The organism is Rhizobium sp. ZK1 (genome assembly GCF_047782645.1).
Taxonomy (GTDB): Bacteria; Pseudomonadota; Alphaproteobacteria; order Rhizobiales; family Rhizobiaceae; genus Rhizobium.
The window spans coordinates 523,361-540,806 of record NZ_CP180587.1; the positions used below are offsets into that span (position 1 = coordinate 523,361).

17 protein-coding genes and 1 pseudogene are annotated in these 17,446 nt (G+C 57.4%); 7 read left to right on the top strand and 11 right to left on the bottom strand.

Annotated elements, in window-relative coordinates; genetic code table 11:
• Positions 1-53 precede the first annotated feature (53 nt).
• From ACK9YZ_RS25010 to ACK9YZ_RS25020, 3 genes are all read right to left on the bottom strand, one after another.
• Positions 54-1,292, bottom strand: coding sequence for an ABC transporter substrate-binding protein (locus ACK9YZ_RS25010; protein ID WP_416068002.1), 1,239 nt, complete (start codon positions 1,290-1,292; stop codon positions 54-56).
• Between the two features lie 40 nt (positions 1,293-1,332).
• The gene (locus ACK9YZ_RS25015) at positions 1,333-2,367 is read right to left on the bottom strand and encodes a LacI family DNA-binding transcriptional regulator (protein WP_216759176.1); all 1,035 of its coding nucleotides are present in this window, start codon (positions 2,365-2,367) and stop codon (positions 1,333-1,335) included.
• Between the two features lie 176 nt (positions 2,368-2,543).
• Positions 2,544-2,897 carry a hypothetical protein gene (locus ACK9YZ_RS25020; protein ID WP_416068003.1) on the bottom strand — a complete coding sequence of 118 codons (354 nt, stop codon included), beginning with the start codon at positions 2,895-2,897 and terminating at the stop codon, positions 2,544-2,546.
• Positions 2,898-3,463: 566 nt separating this feature from the next.
• Between ACK9YZ_RS25020 and ACK9YZ_RS25025 the strand changes: the two genes are divergently transcribed.
• Positions 3,464-4,438 carry an alpha/beta fold hydrolase gene (locus ACK9YZ_RS25025; protein ID WP_416068004.1) on the top strand — a complete coding sequence of 325 codons (975 nt, stop codon included), beginning with the start codon at positions 3,464-3,466 and terminating at the stop codon, positions 4,436-4,438.
• 52 nt (positions 4,439-4,490) lie between these two features.
• Here the strand turns inward: ACK9YZ_RS25025 and ACK9YZ_RS25030 are convergent.
• Together ACK9YZ_RS25030 and ACK9YZ_RS25035 are read right to left on the bottom strand one after the other, a co-directional pair.
• Positions 4,491-5,387: pseudogene (locus tag ACK9YZ_RS25030) on the bottom strand (LysR family transcriptional regulator).
• 109 nt (positions 5,388-5,496) lie between these two features.
• Entirely contained in the window at positions 5,497-5,823 is a 327-nt protein-coding gene (locus ACK9YZ_RS25035) for a hypothetical protein (protein ID WP_253958352.1), read from the bottom strand.
• A gap of 360 nt (positions 5,824-6,183) precedes the next feature.
• Between ACK9YZ_RS25035 and ACK9YZ_RS25040 the strand changes: the two genes are divergently transcribed.
• Positions 6,184-7,287: an NADH:flavin oxidoreductase/NADH oxidase gene (locus ACK9YZ_RS25040; protein WP_416068005.1), complete on the top strand. Its 1,104-nt coding sequence runs from the start codon at positions 6,184-6,186 to the stop codon at positions 7,285-7,287.
• A gap of 97 nt (positions 7,288-7,384) precedes the next feature.
• Here the strand turns inward: ACK9YZ_RS25040 and ACK9YZ_RS25045 are convergent, their stop codons facing one another.
• Both ACK9YZ_RS25045 and ACK9YZ_RS25050 read right to left on the bottom strand, forming a co-directional pair.
• The gene (locus ACK9YZ_RS25045) at positions 7,385-7,609 is read right to left on the bottom strand and encodes a GNAT family N-acetyltransferase (protein ID WP_416068006.1); all 225 of its coding nucleotides are present in this window, start codon (positions 7,607-7,609) and stop codon (positions 7,385-7,387) included.
• Between the two features lie 254 nt (positions 7,610-7,863).
• A complete protein-coding gene (locus ACK9YZ_RS25050; protein ID WP_416068007.1) occupies positions 7,864-8,838 on the bottom strand; it encodes a phosphotransferase family protein in 975 nt (324 codons plus the stop codon).
• A gap of 319 nt (positions 8,839-9,157) precedes the next feature.
• Between ACK9YZ_RS25050 and msrA the strand changes: the two genes are divergently transcribed.
• The 4 genes from msrA (at position 9,158) to queE (ending at position 11,766) form a co-directional block, all read left to right on the top strand.
• Positions 9,158-9,667, top strand: a complete 510-nt coding sequence (gene msrA, locus ACK9YZ_RS25055; protein WP_416068008.1) for a peptide-methionine (S)-S-oxide reductase MsrA — start codon at positions 9,158-9,160, stop codon at positions 9,665-9,667.
• A gap of 307 nt (positions 9,668-9,974) precedes the next feature.
• Positions 9,975-10,685, top strand: coding sequence for a 7-cyano-7-deazaguanine synthase QueC (gene queC, locus ACK9YZ_RS25060; RefSeq protein ID WP_416068421.1), 711 nt, complete (start codon positions 9,975-9,977; stop codon positions 10,683-10,685).
• A complete protein-coding gene (queD, locus tag ACK9YZ_RS25065; protein WP_416068009.1) occupies positions 10,685-11,041 on the top strand; it encodes a 6-carboxytetrahydropterin synthase QueD in 357 nt (118 codons plus the stop codon). The genes queC and queD overlap by 1 nt, the downstream gene beginning before the upstream one ends.
• Positions 11,038-11,766, top strand: a complete 729-nt coding sequence (gene queE, locus ACK9YZ_RS25070) for a 7-carboxy-7-deazaguanine synthase QueE (RefSeq protein WP_416068010.1) — start codon at positions 11,038-11,040, stop codon at positions 11,764-11,766. Before queD ends, queE begins: the two co-directional genes overlap by 4 nt.
• Before the next feature lie 191 nt (positions 11,767-11,957).
• Here the strand turns inward: queE and ACK9YZ_RS25075 are convergent, their stop codons facing one another.
• Entirely contained in the window at positions 11,958-12,884 is a 927-nt protein-coding gene (locus ACK9YZ_RS25075) for an ArsR/SmtB family transcription factor (RefSeq protein WP_183725691.1), read from the bottom strand.
• A gap of 302 nt (positions 12,885-13,186) precedes the next feature.
• Between ACK9YZ_RS25075 and ACK9YZ_RS25080 the strand changes: the two genes are divergently transcribed.
• Positions 13,187-14,263, top strand: a complete 1,077-nt coding sequence (locus ACK9YZ_RS25080) for an ABC transporter ATP-binding protein (protein WP_416068011.1) — start codon at positions 13,187-13,189, stop codon at positions 14,261-14,263.
• A 54-nt stretch (positions 14,264-14,317) separates the two neighbouring features.
• Here the strand turns inward: ACK9YZ_RS25080 and ACK9YZ_RS25085 are convergent, their stop codons facing one another.
• The 3 genes from ACK9YZ_RS25085 to ACK9YZ_RS25095 form a co-directional block, all read right to left on the bottom strand.
• On the bottom strand, positions 14,318-15,160 hold the full coding sequence (locus ACK9YZ_RS25085) for a carbohydrate ABC transporter permease (protein ID WP_416068012.1): 843 nt from the start codon (positions 15,158-15,160) through the stop codon (positions 14,318-14,320).
• Positions 15,157-16,041 carry a carbohydrate ABC transporter permease gene (locus tag ACK9YZ_RS25090; RefSeq protein ID WP_416068422.1) on the bottom strand — a complete coding sequence of 295 codons (885 nt, stop codon included), beginning with the start codon at positions 16,039-16,041 and terminating at the stop codon, positions 15,157-15,159. The genes ACK9YZ_RS25085 and ACK9YZ_RS25090 overlap by 4 nt, the downstream gene beginning before the upstream one ends.
• Before the next feature lie 90 nt (positions 16,042-16,131).
• Positions 16,132-17,406, bottom strand: a complete 1,275-nt coding sequence (locus ACK9YZ_RS25095; protein WP_216759164.1) for an extracellular solute-binding protein — start codon at positions 17,404-17,406, stop codon at positions 16,132-16,134.
• Positions 17,407-17,446 lie beyond the last annotated feature (40 nt).

The window sequence follows — 17,446 nt, forward strand, 5'->3', positions numbered from 1 at the left end:
ATCTTTGAATCGGCCGGGGAACTGCCACCGTCCCCCGGCCACGGCCGGGAGAGTTATTGGCCGCTGTCGATGATGGACTGCATCTCGGACTGAGCGTTCGAGAACGCGCCATCGACGTCATCGCCGAAGATCGCGGCGTTGGTGAAGGTTGCCCAAGGCCCGTTCGCGCTGTTGATCAGATCGTTGAACTGCAGCGTGTAGGGTGTCTTGGCAACGGAGATTGCCTTGAGGCCGACCTGCATGCGCGGATCGAGCCCGGCAAGAACCTGGTCGGCAATGTCCCCGCGTGTCGGCAGGCTTCCATATTTCGCCATGACCTTCTGGCCATTCATCGAATAGATATATTCGAGGAATTCCTTGACGGCATCGAGCTTCTTCGTGCCCTTGGTGATGACGAAATTGTCGCCGCCGGCAAAGGACGAGGCCTTGCCATCGACGCTGGGGATCAGCGTCACGCCGAAGTTGATGTCGGGATATTGGGTGACCAGCGTGCCGATGGCGAAGGCACCGAGGCTCTGCTGGCCGATCTTGCCGTTTGTAAAGCTCAGGAAGTTCGTGCCGTTGTCGCTCGCGGCACTCGCCGGAACGAGGTCCTTCTTGACCATGTCACGATAGTAGCCGACGGCCTTGCGCATTTGCGGTGTGTCCAGCGTTGCGGTCTTGCCGTCCGCCGAAAGGATATCCGCACCAGCGCCCCAGACGAGCGGCGTGAAGGTGAAGATCATGCAGCCGCCGCAGCCGCCGCCCGAGAAGTAAAAGCCGTAGGTATCATCGCCGAGCTTGCGGATCTTCTCGGCGTTCGCCTCGATCTCCTCCCAGGTCGTGGGCGCTTTTTCAGGATCGAGACCGGCTTTCTTGTAGAGGTCCTTGTTCCAGGCGAAGACCGAGGTTTCGACCGACAGCGGCAGGCCGTAGATCTTGTCCTGATAGGTGCCGAGCTTGACATGCGACGGCGACAAAGAATTGAAATAGGGCAAGCTCTTTGCCCAATCCGTCAGGTCCTCTAACTGACCGGCGGCCGCGAAGGCCGGGTTATAGATGAGGTCCATCGACAGGGCATCGGGCGCTTGGCCGCCGGCGATCGCGGTTGCGTATTTTTGCACCAGTTCGCCGAAGGGCACTTCGGTGGTGACCACCTGGTTTTCGTGGCTCGCATTATAGGCCTCGACGACCTTGTTGAAGGAATCGCCGATACCGGTGCGGACCCACATTTCGATCTTCTCGGCAGCCGAAGCTGTCGAAACCAGGCAGAGTGTGGCAAGGCTGGTTGCCACCAATAGGCGCTTCATCATGGCTCTCCTCCCAATAAGGCGCGCCTCCTGCGCGCCGTTGCTATATTCCGAGGGTGTCTCCCCCGCATGACTGCCGCACGACGAGACGGCACGGCAGTTTCCTGATGCCGGGCTCCACCTGATGTCCCTCCGCAAGCGCCAGAACCGTCAATCCAGCCTGCCGCCCCAGTTCCTTCAATTCCATATCCACCGTCGTCAGAGGCGGACGTGTCTGGGCGGCGACAATCTCCCAATTGTCGAAACCGACCACCGAAACATCCTGCGGCACCCGGATGCCGCGTTCGCGCAGCGCATCGATGACACCACGCGCAATCTGATCGTTGCCGCAGAAGATGCCGTCGGGCTTTTCGCTGCTACCGCCCCACAATCTTGCGACGGCTTCGTGACCCCAGCTTTCCGACCAGGCTCCAAACAGAACCGGCCGCGCCTCTCCCGCAACCTTGCGATAGGCATCGGCACGCTCGCGCACCGAAAAGAAACTCTCCGGTCCGGTGACATGTGCGATCCGCTTGCGCCCGAGCTTTGCCAGCCATTCGATGGCAAGCCGCGCGCCCTGTGCATCATCGGAGCGGAACGTCACGGTTCCCGGCGCTCCCTCCGTAAAGGCGTAGACCACGGGCACGTTCAAATTCGACAGATCGACCGGCAACCGTCTGTCCAGACGCTTTCCCGTCGCAATTATGCCGTCGACCTGTTTGTCGAGCATCGCCTCAACATGAATCTGCCCGAGTGCCGGATCCTCCTCGATCGCGCATAGAAATACTGAAACACCATGATCAACGAGAGCATCAGATATGCCCGCCATGACCGGCAGCGTGAAGCGGCCATAGGTATCGTTGGTGAGAAGACCGATCGTGAAACTGCGCTTGCTGAGCAGGCCTCTTGCCAAGGCGTTTGGTCTGTATCCGATCTCCGCCGCGATGCGCTTGACCCGCTCGCGCGTCTCCAGTCCCATCCGGCCCGTATCGTTCAGCGCCTTCGATGCCGTCGAGATGCTGATTCCAGCAGCCGCCGCGACATCATGAATGGTGATCCGGCCTCTTTTTCCTCCTGTTATGTCCAGTCGTCCCTCCATCGAACTTGCAATGAAAAAACCTTTTCCCAAAGAAATTGTCAAGTGAGAAAAGGTTTTCTCAGTCATTGCTGACCAATCTGGGGCTGGTTGAAGAGGGGAGGCTTGATGCCAATGATGAGCCGGCTTCTGATCAAAGCTAGGCACCACAAGGCTTGTCAGCGTGCGAGCGCGATCACTTACAGATATCCGACGTGCTCGCCGAACGGAACATCCTCATCCAGGGTGCCGGTACCGATGCGCTCGCTCTCGCCGGACAGGCGTTCTTCGGCCGGATCGGAGCCCTCCGTATGGGGATGGGTGGAATGATGGTCGAGATGCCGCTCTGCTGCCGGATCGTCATCACGATCGATACGATCTTCATCGCTGTCAGCAGCATGGTGATCGTCTTTTTTCCCACTGCCGGCGGTGATCTTTGCCTGTCGCTCGGCGACCCAGGCATTGTCAGGTTCGGAGCCGATGGAGGTGCTGTGGTTTACATGCGTGGCCGAAGAGGCTGCCGTAGGCGAGGTGGGCGCAATCTTTTCGACCATTGAAACTCTCTGGCTTATGGCCCGACTGGCGGACCTTGCTATGATTTCTGTCGCCCAAGCGGGTGCGCATGGGGATCGATGCTGATCTGGTCGCGACCTCTCATCTTGGCCGCGTAGAGCGCCAGATCGGCCCTTCGATAGATATCATTGGCATAGTCTCCGCTCATGACACAGGCAATGGCTGCAGAAAAACTGTACCGGAAGCTGAGCTGATCGGCTAGCGAGCGAGACGCCTGACGGCTACCAGCATGCGATTGACGATTTCGGGAGCCGTGTTCGGAAGAACCAGAACAAGTTCTTCGCCGCCGACGCGGCCGAGAACAGATTATCCCAATCTTGAACTACCTGCCCGGTGTGAAGAAACGGTTGGCCGCTTCGCATAGGCGCAGATCGTCACATCGCCGCCGCCGGCGCCGCTGTCCCGGTTCACAACGAGACATTTCACTATTCCGCTAAGGGGAATAATAACTTCCACATTCTGCCGATTAACGGATTCGAGTGAATGGCTATTGTTGGTGCGAGGCCAGCAAGGGTTGTTGGCGGATCTGTTAAAACGGAGAACCAACATGAACCGACTGATCCTTTCCCTGATGCTGGCAACCGTCAGCTTCGCTCCCCTTTCTGAAGCCGCAGCTGCTCCTGCCAAGCATGTAGCGATGACCCGGCAGGCGCCGGTGACCGTTCATTATCGTTCAGCCAAGATCGATGGCGTCAACATGTTCTATCGCGAAGCTGGTCCGGCTGATGGTCCTGTCGTCCTGCTTCTGCACGGCTTCCCGACATCCTCGCACATGTTCCGCAACCTCATTCCGCTGCTTGCCGATCGTTATCATGTTATCGCACCTGACTATCCGGGTTTCGGTCAGAGCGATGCACCCGATCACACCAAGTTCGCCTACACTTTCGGCCATTATGCCGACATGGTCGATACGCTCATGACTGAGCTCGGCGCCAAGACCTACGCTATGTATGTCATGGATTACGGCGCGCCCGTTGGCTATCGTCTGGCTATCAAGCATCCGGAACGGGTAAGCGGGCTGATCGTCCAGAACGGCAATGCCTATGAAGAAGGCCTGCGCGAGTTCTGGGATCCGATCAAGGCTTACTGGGCCGACGATTCAAAGGAGAAACGCGAGGCCCTGTCCAATCTCGTCGTCCTCGAAACCACCAAGTTCCAGTACACCGACGGCGTCAAGGACCTCACCCGCATCAGCCCCGACAATTGGGTGCATGATCAGGCCTTGCTTGACCGTCCCGGCAACAAGGATATTCAGCTCGATCTCTTCCACGACTATGGCACGAATGTTCCGCTCTACCCGCAATTCCAGGCCTTCTTCCGCGAACGCAAGCCGCCGACGCTGATCGTCTGGGGCAAGAATGACAAGATCTTCCCTGAGGAAGGCGCGCATCCTTACCTGCGTGATCTGCCGGACGCTGAAATGCACCTCCTCGACACCGGACATTTTGCCCTTGAAGACAAGCTGGATGAGATGGCGCCGCTCATTCACGACTTCCTCGACCGCAAGATCGCAAAGCAATAATCGCTTTCATGAGAGCCCGCGCATTCAGCGATGCATACGCGGGCTTTCGCTGCTAATTGAAATGCCTGTTGGCTCTCAGCTTTCCGACGGCAAAATCGATAAAACTCCGTACCTTTGCCGAAGCGTACCGGCCTTCCGGATGGACGACATGGATCGGCAAGGCCTCCTCCTCATAATTAGCCAGGATCGTGCGCAATTCACCTGCCTCAAGCTGCGGCGCAATCTGGTAGGACAGAACGCGCGTCAGGCCCCAGCCTCGGACCGCCGCCGAAATTGCCGCCTCGTTGGTGTTGCAGAAAAGGCGGGGATTGACGTGGACCGCAGACTTCTTCTACACCCCGAAGCGCCATTCGAGCGACGTCCAAGCACTGGTCGATGCGATAATGCGATGCTTCGACAGATCGCCGGGGGTCATCGGGAGGCCATGCTTTTCAAAATAGGCAGGCGATCCGCAGATGACGCGCCTCACCTGGCCGACGCGCGTCGCGCTGAGGCCGGAATCAGGCAGATGGCCAATACGGATCGCAACGTCGATGCCTTCATCGACCATGCTGACGATGCGGTCGACGAACAGGCCGCGACCGATGACATCGGGGTAGAGATCGAGATATTCTGTCATCAGCGGCGAGACGAACATTGTCCCGAACATGGCGGAGGTTGTCACGGTGAGCGTGCCCGTCGGTTTGCCGTAGGCGCCGGCAGCAGCAGCCTCCGCCTCCGAGAGATCGGCGAGAAGCCTCCGGCAATCCGCAAAATACTGGGCACCTGCTGCCGTCAGTCTGACGGATCGGGTCGTGCGCGTCAGAAGGCGCGTCCCTATGACGTCTTCCAGGGCAGACACAATGCGTGTGACGGCCGGAGGGCTCATGTGGAGTTGCCGTCCTGCATCTGCAAAGCTCTCAGCCTCCGCGACCTTCACGAAGACCCTCATTGCCTGCCATCGATCCATGCGATCCACATTGTCTTGAAAAGATTAAGTCCCGGACAGAGATTTAAGCGCTTTTCTCCCAATCGCAATCTATCGATCCCATAGGGACAAGCTGCCGGGCGAAAGCATCTTATTTCTGTGGCGGTGGTTCCAGCCCCTTGACGAAGGCGAGCAGTTCCGAAGCGACGTCTGGAACACCGAAAACGGTGAGCTGTCGTCGTGCGACGGTGCTTGCCTCTTCATCGCCCGCTTCGATCGCCAGCGCGAGTTTCACGGTGATATCGGCAAGCAAGTCGAAACTGCCTCCGCGTTTTGCTGCGTCGATCTCCGCGCCGCTCAGCGCTAGATGTTTCGCCTCGATCTCCAGAGATCGGAGGGCGTTGAGATCATTTCTCGCGTTTGCGATAGCAAGTTCGACTTGTATGCGCATGATCGGGGTGATGAGATCTTTGCTCACCGTATTATCTCCATAGGCCTCAAACAGCGCTCGCCTCGTCGGTCGCCGTTTCGAGCCTGTCGGTAAAGATGTCCTGCGACGCTTTGGCCGATGAAGCGATCGCAGGCCCGTTGGCCGTTCGCGGACGAAATATCGTCGATGGATCAATACATCCGGCCGCACCTGCCCTGAACAGAGGTTGTGCTGAAGGCTTTCTTCCGCGTGGCGAAACAATCGGAAGAAGCTGCCATACGGAGCCGCTTCGCAAGGCGGACCCACACCAAAGAACAGTTCCTGAAATGGGGAGGCTCTGCTAACCGTCGTAAAACTCCGACAGAATGCTATAAACCGAGACCACTGAATTCCGCTTCGAGGAACGCCATGCCCCAGCCCGTCCTGTTCTCGCCCTTCACCGTGCACAATCTCGAACTCGCCAACCGCATCGTGATTGCACCCATGTGCCAGTATTCGGCTTTAGACGGATGCATGACGGATTGGCACCTGATTCATCTCGGACAGCTGGCGCTTTCCGGGGCCGCGCTTCTGACCATCGAGGCAACTGCCGTCGTTCCCGAGGGACGCATCACCTTTGCCGATGTTGGCCTTTATGATGACGCCTCGGAAGCTGCGATGGCTCGCACGCTCGACAGCATCAGAAAATGGTCGGACATGCCGATTGCAGTGCAATTGGCGCATGCCGGCCGCAAGGCCTCGACTGAGGTTCCCTGGAGAGGCGGCGGTCAGTTTCCACCGACCGATCCGAACGGATGGCAGACCGAAGCGCCCTCCGCTGTCGCTTTCAATCCGAATTACGTGCCGCCGACCGCGCTGGATCGCGATGGCATGAAGCGCGTCCGCGATGCCTTTGCTGCTGCCGCACGGCGGGCGGCAAGGATCGGTATCGACGCCGTTCAGATCCATGGTGCCCACGGCTATCTGCTGCACCAGTTCCTGTCGCCCTTGTCGAACCAGCGAACCGACGAATATGGCGGTTCGCTGGAAAATCGCGCCCGGTTTCCGCTGGAGGTTCTCGACGCCGTCAGAGATGCCTTTCCGTCTGATCGGCCGGTGACGATGCGCGTTTCAGCCACCGATTGGGTCGAAGGCGGTCTGGAGATTTCCGAGAGTGTGGAATTTGCCGGGATGCTCGAAGCACGCGGATGTGACGCCATCCACGTATCGAGCGGCGGTCTGCATCCCTCGCAGGCGATCCCGATCAGCCCGAGTTACCAGGTGCCGCTCGCCAGGGCGATCAAAAGCGCCGTCAAAATGCCAGTCATCGCCGTCGGCTTGATCACCGAGCCGACGCAGGCCGAAGCGATCGTAGCAACCGGCGATGCGGACCTTATCGCGCTCGCCCGTGCCATCCTCTATGATCCGCGCTGGCCGTGGCACGCGGCCGCCGAACTCGGCGGACAGGTGAAAGCAGCCAATCAGTATCTCCGATGCCAGCCATCGCAGTTCAAGACCCTGTTTGTGAAGTGACGTTCGGGTCGGATATTCGCGTAAAGAACGCATCTGCCATCATGCTGTCAAAACCGGCATAGAGGCCCGCGATCGAAAACACATTGTTCGTCCACGCTTAGAGAAGCGGGCGGCATAAATCGATTTCATCCCGAATTGGAATTCCATGATCACCAATTTTCGGAATCGCGGGTTTCAACAACCGCGCTTCATCGACCGAACCTGGCCGAACTTGTTGCAGCTCGAAACCTCGCCGCTGGTAGAACCGCAATGCAGCGAGGTTGTCGTTAGTCGTCATGACCCAGAGGGATGAAATTCCTTGATCACGTAAAAGATCGGCCAAGGCCTCGATCTAAAAAGTACCGACGCCTTGGCCGGGAGAGACCGCACCCAGCGACATCAGTTCTGGATCGTCGTCCCGCAGCCGATATATCGCAAGCCCGCGTTGCGGTTCAGCCACAAGTGCTGGAAGGGACAACAGATCAAAGGCTTCGCCGTGAGCGACAATCGTCGTGCTGCCCCATCGCTGCACGAGGAGTCTCGCAAGCCAGTCAGTATCCTGTTTGGTAGCCGCGCGAGCCGTCATGCCTCACCATATCAAGCGCCCGGACCTTTGACCATCGCGCGCAGATTCCGGATCAATCCACCGGGACCGTTCTCGGCCGCGGGATCCATGCCGAGCTTCGTCAGCCAGCACCACATGCTCAGTCGATGGAAAAGCGTATAAAGCCAAAGCGCCCGCTCGATATCGAAGTGATCGACAGGGCCATAACCTTCAAGGATGGGCTTATAGCTGCGTGGATCTTCATGTGCCGAGCAGAAGAGGGCTTTGGCAAGATCGAAGAGCCTGTCTGCTGCCCGCGCATTGCCGAAATCGATAAGCCCGCTGAGCTGAAGCCTGCCGCCATCACCGCGCAGGGCCAATACATTGCCCTGATGGAAGTCGTCGTGGCAGAGCACGGCATTGCTGCTTTGCTGCAGAAGGCCGAAGTTTCCTTCTGTGAGCTGCCGCAGACGGCGCCCGAGATCGACATCGCCGCCCAGGTCGCGAAAGCGCCGGAACACGTCCTCGAAAGCTGAAGTCATATAGTCCGCATTCGTTGATATCGGTCTGTCGATCCCGTGGCCGAGCACGTAGCCATAGGCTGGCATTGGCATCGCATGAATGCCTCTCAACAACTCCCCCATCTGCCGATAGGCTTGCTCTATATCCGGCTCGGCCATCCAGTCGCGCAGCGAGCGGCCGGGCAGCAGCGGCAGCAAGGCGTAGCGCAACGGTAGGAGGTTTCGCGACTCGTCGATCTCCAGCCAGTTTGGCGCAAGCGGCGTCAGCTCCGTGAACCAACCCGCCACAAGCTTCTCTTTCGCCGGTCCCCATTCAGGTTCGTCAGGATAGATCTTGAGGACCAGCGGCTCGTGGTCGGCGCCGGCAAGGTCGATCCTGTAAACTTCCGTGCTGCCGCCATGCAGACGGGCAAAGCCGCCGGCGACGAAGCCAGGATCGAGATTTTGGACGATCTGCTGAACGGTTTCTCCATCAAGCTCCAGGGTCGTCCGTCTTTCCGGTGCCATGTCCAAAAGCTCCCTTGCGCGACGCTCGCAGCCGATTTTGAGAGGCGGTGCCCGAAATTGTGAACCAGAGAATGCCGCCCGGATGATAGACGAGGCAATTCGGCTCAGAGTGCTTTGACCCGTCTCACCGGGCAATCTCGTTTCGCAGAAATTATACCCTCGGCTGAGGCAGCAGCCTGGAAGCCAGAATGTGGTTCAGGGAAGGTCCCGATGCCGCGGCAGGGGACTGGCGATTATTGAGCCGAGCACCCATATAGGCGTCAGCGAAGCGGACCTTGACGATCCCCGTCAATTTCGCGCATTTGGAAAGGACATTTCTATGACGACAGAACGTGCGGTACTTGCTGGCGGCTGCTTCTGGGGAATGCAGGACCTTATTCGACGGCTTCCCGGCGTTGTTTCAACGCGTGTCGGTTATACGGGCGGTGAAGTCCCCAATGCAACCTACCGCAACCATGGCAACCATGCCGAAGCGATAGAGATCATCTTCGACCCGCAAAAGACGAGCTATCGCGACATCCTGGAGTTCTTCTTCCAGATTCATGATCCATCGACCCGCAATCGCCAGGGCAATGACATCGGCGCAAGCTATCGGTCGGCAATCTTTTACGCGGACGAGAACCAGCATCGCATCGCCGAGGACACGATCGCCGATGTGAATGCTTCAGGCCTGTGGCCGGGCAAGGTCGTCACGGAAGTCGTTCCCGTCAGCGATTTCTGGGAAGCCGAACCGGAGCATCAGGATTATCTCGAACGGATTCCGAATGGTTACACATGCCATTTTGCTCGCCCCGGCTGGAAGTTGCCGAAACGGCAGAACGTCGCCTGAGTTCCCTTTATTACCAGCTAAGTTGAGCTTCTCAGCGGTGGCCCTCGGCCGCCGCCTTCTTTTGAAATTGTTCGATCCGATTGCAGACTATAGACTTCACTTTGCCGCCATCAGCAGGACTGCCGGGCAGGTCATCATAATGTGATTGCAAGAGGAAATGGCCGTTCGAGCGCCGCGCACCGAAGACGCTGATCGCCGCTCGCCATCTTGCCGGCAAAGTTACTGGACATCCCGGTTTCAGAAGTTTAGTAGGTGCCCCGCTAACCGGTCGCAGCCCACCCGGTTCAACAAAACAAGGGATCCTACAATGAAAGTACTTGTCGTCTGCTCAGGCGGTCTCGACTCCATTTCGCTTGCATACAAGATTGCGGCGAACCACAAACTTGTCGGCCTCATCTCATTCAACTACGGCCAACGGCATGTCAAAGAGCTGGAATTCGCGGCTCTCTGCGCGCGAAAGCTCGACGTGCCACACGACATCATCGACATATCGAACGTAGGTAAGCACCTGACCGGCTCCGCCCTTACGGACGACGTCAAGGTTCCTGATGGGCACTACGCCGAGGAGACGATGAAGGCGACGGTCGTGCCGAACCGTAACGCCATCATGCTGTCGATCGCATTCGGACTTGCTGCTGCTCGTCACGCAGACGCCGTGGCGATTGCCGTCCACGGAGGAGACCACTTCATCTACCCGGATTGTCGGCCGGGGTTCATTTCGGCATTCGGGACGATGCAGCAGCATGCACTTGAGGGATATGCCGACGTCAGTTTGTTTGCTCCATATGTAAACGCAACGAAGGCCGACATTGTCGCTGACGGTGCAAAATACCGAACGCCTTTTGAAGAGACATGGTCTTGCTACAAAGGCGGTCGTTTCCATTGCGGAAGATGCGGGACATGCGTCGAGCGCCGCGAAGCTTTCCATCTCGCCGGCGTTGAAGATCCGACCGTTTATGACGACCCGGATTTCTGGATCGCTGCGACGGGTGCGTTCAAAGCAGAAGAGGCGAAGTGATGTACCGGATCACCAAGGAGTTCCATTTTTCCGCCTCGCATCAGCTGTCCCACCTTCCCGGTGACCATCAGTGCGCACGTCTGCACGGCCACAACTATATCGTGGAGGTCGAGCTTGCGGCATTGGAGTTGAACGAGGACGGCTTCGTCCGTGATTATCACGAGCTTTCGCCGCTCAAGCGATACATAGATGAGACTTTCGATCACCGGCATCTCAACGACGCGTTGGGCCATGACCGGGTGACATCCGAATGGCTCGCCAAGCATTTTTACGACTGGTGCAAGCAGCGCCTGCCGGAAACCTCCGCCGTCAGGGTAAGCGAGACCCCGAAGACATGGGCGGAATATCGCCCATGATCGGCAAGGAACAAAAGATCCGCATCACCGAAATCTTCGGACCGACGATCCAGGGGGAGGGGCCGCTCATGGGGCTTCCGACCGTCTTCGTCAGAACGGGCGGCTGCGACTATCGCTGCAAATGGTGCGACACGCTCCATGCAGTCGACAGCGCCTTCCGCGACGAGTGGACGCCAATGTCGGTCGATGAGGTCTGGTCGAACGTGGAATTGCTCTCTCAAGGCTGTCCTCTCATGGTTTCCCTGTCCGGTGGAAACCCGGCGATCCAGCCGTTTGCGCCGCTGATTGCCCGAGGAAAGCACGATGGCTATCAATTCGCCTTGGAAACACAGGGGTCGATAGCCCAGGACTGGTTTGCCGAGCTGGATCATTTGATCCTCAGTCCCAAACCACCGTCCAGTGGTATGGAATTCAACCCGGGCGAATTGACAAACTGCATAACTGCGGCTCGCAACGGCCCCAGGATCGCAATGAAGATCGTCATATTCAACGAAGACGACTATGCCTTTGCAAGGTCCGTCGCAAGGGATTTCAAAGAGCTTCCGATCTTCCTGCAACCCGGCAATCACACGCCGCCGACGGAAGAGGAAGCTTTGATTGATCTCGAAGGAATACTGAACCGCATGCGGTGGCTGGTCGACAGGGTTACCTCGGACCGGTGGTTCGACGCTCGCGTTCTTCCCCAGCTTCACGTCTTGCTCTGGGGAAACATGCGGGGTGTGTGATAACCTTTGAGGAAGATTGCGGCCCCGTGCAGAAGCGGTAGCGAAACTGCTATTTATTGGTGTGATTTGAATCGGCTATGGGCGCGCAGCTTGCGCGACCGCAAATGCTCCAATTCAGCGTTGGGCTAACGTTGTTATCATGCCATATGGAATGGGGCGGACAATGTCGGTGACCCTGCTGGCGACCGTGATCAGACATGCAATCGCATAACGATATCGCGGCCGTAATTTCCGAAATTGCGACCAAAAATGTTAACGCCCCCGGTATGGCGGGCATCCTCCGCAATGCCGACCCTTAGCCGTATGGAAGAGTGCTGGGCAAGCGCGAGATCGTTTATCGTCACTTCTGATGCGGGAGCGCCGTCAACAAAGGTCCCCCTACGTGATATATGCCACGTCTTCTGCATCCCATATTGCGAGCCCTCCAGCTTCCACCATGGTGGAGTAAACGCACCCCGCTTATCGCCGTTGTCACCAGGCGAAGTCCACGTTCCGATGGCCACTCCATTGACCCATAGTGTTATATCCGATGGCCAGTCGGCGTTCGTGCCCGGCACTTCCGACGAGAGTTCCAGGGAGAACTCGATTGCACGGATATCCTTGTTAAGGACTCTGGCATTGTTGGGGAATTTGTATTCCACATATCCCCTGCCGAACCAGATGAGCCCGGCCTGCATGCGCTGCGGATCAAGAAAGTAATCCGGGACGTCAAGGGGACCGATGACGCTTTCGGTGGAACAAAGTCCACACGGCGCGTAAACGTCACAACTGGTATACAGCCCGACCGGCATCTCGACCTCGATAACATCATCAAGCCGTTGAGCCGCCGTCTTTTCGAAACTGATGACGATCTCACTGTAGATCGCCGAGCAGATTTTTTGGTTCCCTTTCCGTGCTTTGGCGAGCCGGGACTCGACGAGCCTCGCGTCTTCCAAAATCTGTATTCCGGTAGCAACTGTCGATTGGGGAAGGGAAAGGGCACGCGCAATATCATTGATGTTCATCGGCCCTTCCGCGCAGAGAAGTTTAAGCATATCAACCCTCGCGGGTGCCGAGAGCGCGCGGATGGCGTCACTGTTCTCGCCAGCGAAAATTGTTAAAAACGCCCGCTCCATCATGTCCCCATGTTTTGTTCATGTGTATATCGGAAATTATGATGTATCAAGGGCGCCGCTCGGCCTGCTAGTCAGGCGGCCCTAGAATCTGAGGACAACAGGTGCCAGCTGGCTGCTGTATGAATGCCGTTCAGCCAAGCACGTCCAACCTTGATTAAGACTGCGCAATGCCGCCGGTATACCGGGTGCTCAAGTGTCCGTTTCGCGAGCGGCGTGAGAGAAGTCACAACAGAATGGTCGTATCCTACTGATATCTTGACTTCTGGTATATACCGGAAAGAATGGTTTTAATCGGGAGGAACTTCATGGCAGAAATCAGGCTTGAAAATGTCACCAAGAGCTTCGGCAATGTCAAAGTCATCGAAGATATATCCCTGACAATCCGTTCCGGAGAACTCATGGTTTTTCTCGGGCCCTCTGGCTCGGGAAAGTCAACGTTACTGCGGATGATCGCTGGGCTTGAAACGATTACGAGCGGGGCCTTGAGCATCGACGGTGTGCGAAGCGAGACGTTGGCGCCAGGTCAGCGCCGGCTGGCCATGGTTTTTCAGAACTACGCGCTCTACCCGCACATGACGGTCCGGGACAACATGGCCTTCGGCTTGCGAAACATAGGAATGCCAGAAAAGGATATCGACCTGCGCGTTGCCGAAGCGGCGCGGATGCTGGAGATGGATGCGCTACTTGGGCGAAGGCCTGCCCAGCTTTCGGGTGGCCAGCGCCAGCGCGTCGCAATCGGTCGTGCAATCGTCAAGGACCCAACAGCCTTTCTCTTGGACGAGCCCCTCTCCAACCTCGACGCTGCGCTGCGCGTACGCACCCGCGTGGAACTTGCCGAGCTTCACCAGCGCATGAAGTCGACGATGATCTATGTAACGCACGACCAGACTGAAGCTATGACGCTTGCCGACCGTATTGTTGTGCTCAACGATTGCAGGATCGAACAGATCGGCACGCCGATGGAGGTTTATCTCAGGCCAGCATCGAGATTTGTCGCGGGGTTTGTCGGCAGTCCTGCAATGAATTTTCTCCCTGTGGACCTGCTACCCGAAGGGATTTTACGGCTAGGAGACGGAGCCGAATTGAAAATCTCGCCGCCACCGTCAGGCCCGGGTCGCTACGAACTCGGAATCCGGCCGGAAGCCGTACGGGCCGTTGAAGGCGAAGGTGCCAGCGCACGGGGCAGTGAGGCGAAAGTTGGTGTCGTGGAGCGGCTCGGCGATCGAACGCTCCTCTATTGCAGCTTGAAGGATGGCAGCGAGGTCATTGCGCAGGATGGAGGACGTTGCAATGTTCAGCCGGGCGATACCGTCTTCATCTCATTCGACATGACTGCCGTCCATCTCTTCGACAAGGACGGAAAGGCGCATCACGTACACTGAGGAGCAAAATCTCTTCTTATACGGAACGGCGGCAGCTCTTGCCGACGGTCAATATCATCCCTTGATGCCGGCTGACAGGGTAATCGCTTCCGTCACGCGCCGCTGAAACACCAGATAGGCGATTGCCACCGGCAGGCCGGCCAGCACGGCTGCAGAGAGTTGCCGGGCATAATAGACCCCGAAGGCATCGTTGACCTGCGTAATGCCGACGGTGATGGTCATCATGTCGGTCTTCGTCACGGCAAGGAAGGGCCAGAGAAAGGCGTTCCAAGACCAGATAAAGGTGACGATCGCAAGTGCCGCCGTGACACCCCAGTTCATTGGCATGTAGACCCGCGTCAGAATGCGCCATTCAGAAGCATTGTCCATGACAGCGGCCTCGCGAAAATCCTTCGGCACTCCATCGAAGAACTGCTTGTAGACGATGATGATCACAGGGTGGATCAATTGCGGAAGTACAATGCCGCTCCATGTGTTGAGAAGCCCGAGGCTTGCCACAAGTTCAAAGTGATTGACGATCATGGTTTGCATAGGGACCATGAAACTCGCCAGGATTAGCCACCAGAGTGGGCGGCGGAGCGGAAATTCGAGTTGCGATATCGCATAGCCGCACAGAAGCGATGAAGCGACGGTCAGTACGGTGATCGCCAGTGCCGTCACGATCGAGTTCAGATACCAGGTCCCGATCTGGGTCTGAGTCAGTGCGAAGACATAATGCGAGAGGGTGAAGGTGTCTGGCCATAATTCGATGTAGGGCCTTATCACTTCGTCTTCCGGTTTGAGCGACGAGACGACGCCCCAATAGAGCGGGAACGCCCAGAGCACGGCGATGATGACGGTCGCCAGCGTAATCGCAAAACCAGCCACATTTAGGCGCTGGACAGTTGTTGAGGTCATCGCGCGCCTCCCTTCGACAGACGTGTGAGCTGGAAGTTGATGACCGAGACGACGATAACGATCACGAAAAGGACGACTGCAGCCGCAGCGGCACGACCTCCCTGGTCGGACTGGAACGCGCGTTGGAAGACATAGTAGACCAGGACAAGGTTGTCGTTGGGGCGGCCACCAGTCGAAAACAGGTAGACCTGGTCGAAGATCTTTAGCTGCAGGATCAACTGTATGGTGAGCACCAAGGCCGTGATCGGCCACATGAGCGGCCATGTAACTTGCCGGAACGTCGCCCAGCGGCCGGCATTGTCGAGAGCGGCTGCTTCATAAATTTCGGCGGGGATTGAACGAAGACCGGCAAGAAACAGAAGGATGGAGAAGCCGGCAGTCCACCAGATGGTGATGAAGGCGACGGCCGGCATAAACCAGCCTGTCGACTTGAAAACTGGGACCCGGCTTATCCCTACCATGTCAAAGAGATACATTGCGATTCCGAACTGGAAGTTCAAAGTCCAGTCCCAGATCAGGTAGACGACCGACACCGGCAGGATATAAGGCAGAAAAAACAGCGCCAGGACGAAGGCCTGAATCCGGCCTGCTAGCCGATTGATGCCGAGTGCTATGGCAAAGGCGGTAAATGTCCCAGGCACAACCGTTAGCAAGACAAAATAGGCTGTGTTCCACAGTGCAGTGTCGAAACGCCGTTCACCCCAGAGGCGCGCATAGTTATCGAAACCGACATACGCGCCGCTGCCGATCAGAGGAGCGTCCGTGAAACTGGTCAGGAAAAGTCTGATCAAAGGGTAGATAAAGACCAGACCGTATATCGCCACAAAAGGCGCAACCAGTACGGCGGCGATCAAAGCCTCGCTTCGTTTATTCCTGAGCATGATTGATGCAAGCTTCCTTCGTTCCAATAAGGGGATCGTGAGGGCTGCTGACAGGTCGGAGCAATGTGCCGCGACCTGTCGTAGAAGGAGCTAGAGGTCGTTGAGTTCGGTCTTGATCTCCTCGACGGCTTTAGCCGGATCCATCTCATTGTTGAGAGTTGGAACGAAGTAGTTGGACATCACATCGAAGATCGGTCCGGCCACGCCGGCGAGCGGCGTCTTTGGATCGAAGATCATGTTGGCCGTCAGAGGAGAATAGGTAGCATTCGGCTGCATGGCTTTGTATTCGGCACTCTGGGTGACCGGTCCATAGGCGGGGATGTGGCCTGCACTTGCCCAGTAGAGCGAGTTCTTCGAAAGCCAGGAAATGACTTCCAGCACGGCTGCTCTTTTGTCCGCCGTCATGTCCTTTCCTTTGTTGGCGGGAATGGCAAAGGTATGGCTATCTGCGTAGGTAGAGGCGTGTTTGAAAAGCACAGGAAGCTCGACGGCACCCCATTCAAAGAGTTTGCCCTGCTTGTGAAGGTCGACCATGGTCGGCACTTCCCAAACCCCATTGATCATCATTGCGGCCTCGCCTGATGTGAAAAGGGCGACAGTCGCGGGATAATCGGTATATGTCGATTGCAGGTCTTCCTTGGTCCACCCCTGGAGGAGGGCAAGCGCGTTTTGCAGTTTCTGCGCGTTGTCACCCGCGAGGAATTCGCCGTCGGTCAGAAGTTCTCCGTCCTGCTGACCCATCAAGGAGTAGATTGTCCGGAACATGAAGTTGCCATCGGCGGTGACCGACCCAAGCGGGAATTTTACGCCGGCTTTCTTCAGCCCCTGCAGGGTTGCCTCGAAATTTTCCCGGCTGTCGAGCCCCTTGGGCTTGCCGTCCTCGGTCAGCAGACCCGCTTTAGCCAGGATATCCTTATTGTAGTAGAGCACGATCGGATGGGTGTCGAAGGGAACGGCATATTGTTTGCCGTCTATCGTAACGGCATCCCACGTGGTTTCGGCATAGGCATCTTTCGCAAGGCCCATCTTGGACCAGTCGTCAGCAGTTATTTCCTGGAGAATTCCCTGCTTCACCGCCAGCGGAATCCGGCTGGCGTGATAAGTCATGATGTCGGGCGCTTCGCCGACCGAGGCTGCGGTCTGAACCTTGGAATAAAATGGCGTGCCCCATTCCAGCGTGGTCGCCTCGATCTTGATTTTCCCCTCATGGGCCTTGTTGAAATCGGCGATCATCTGTTTCATGCGCACGCCGTCACCACCGCTGAGAAAATCCCACCAGGCGACCGTTTCCTGTGCATGGGCAGCGGACCCGCATAATGCAGTTGCGACCACAATGCACTTAGCGAGTTTCAGCATTCTGAACATGATATTTCCTCCCTATTGCTCGCGGCCTCCCGCCGCTCAC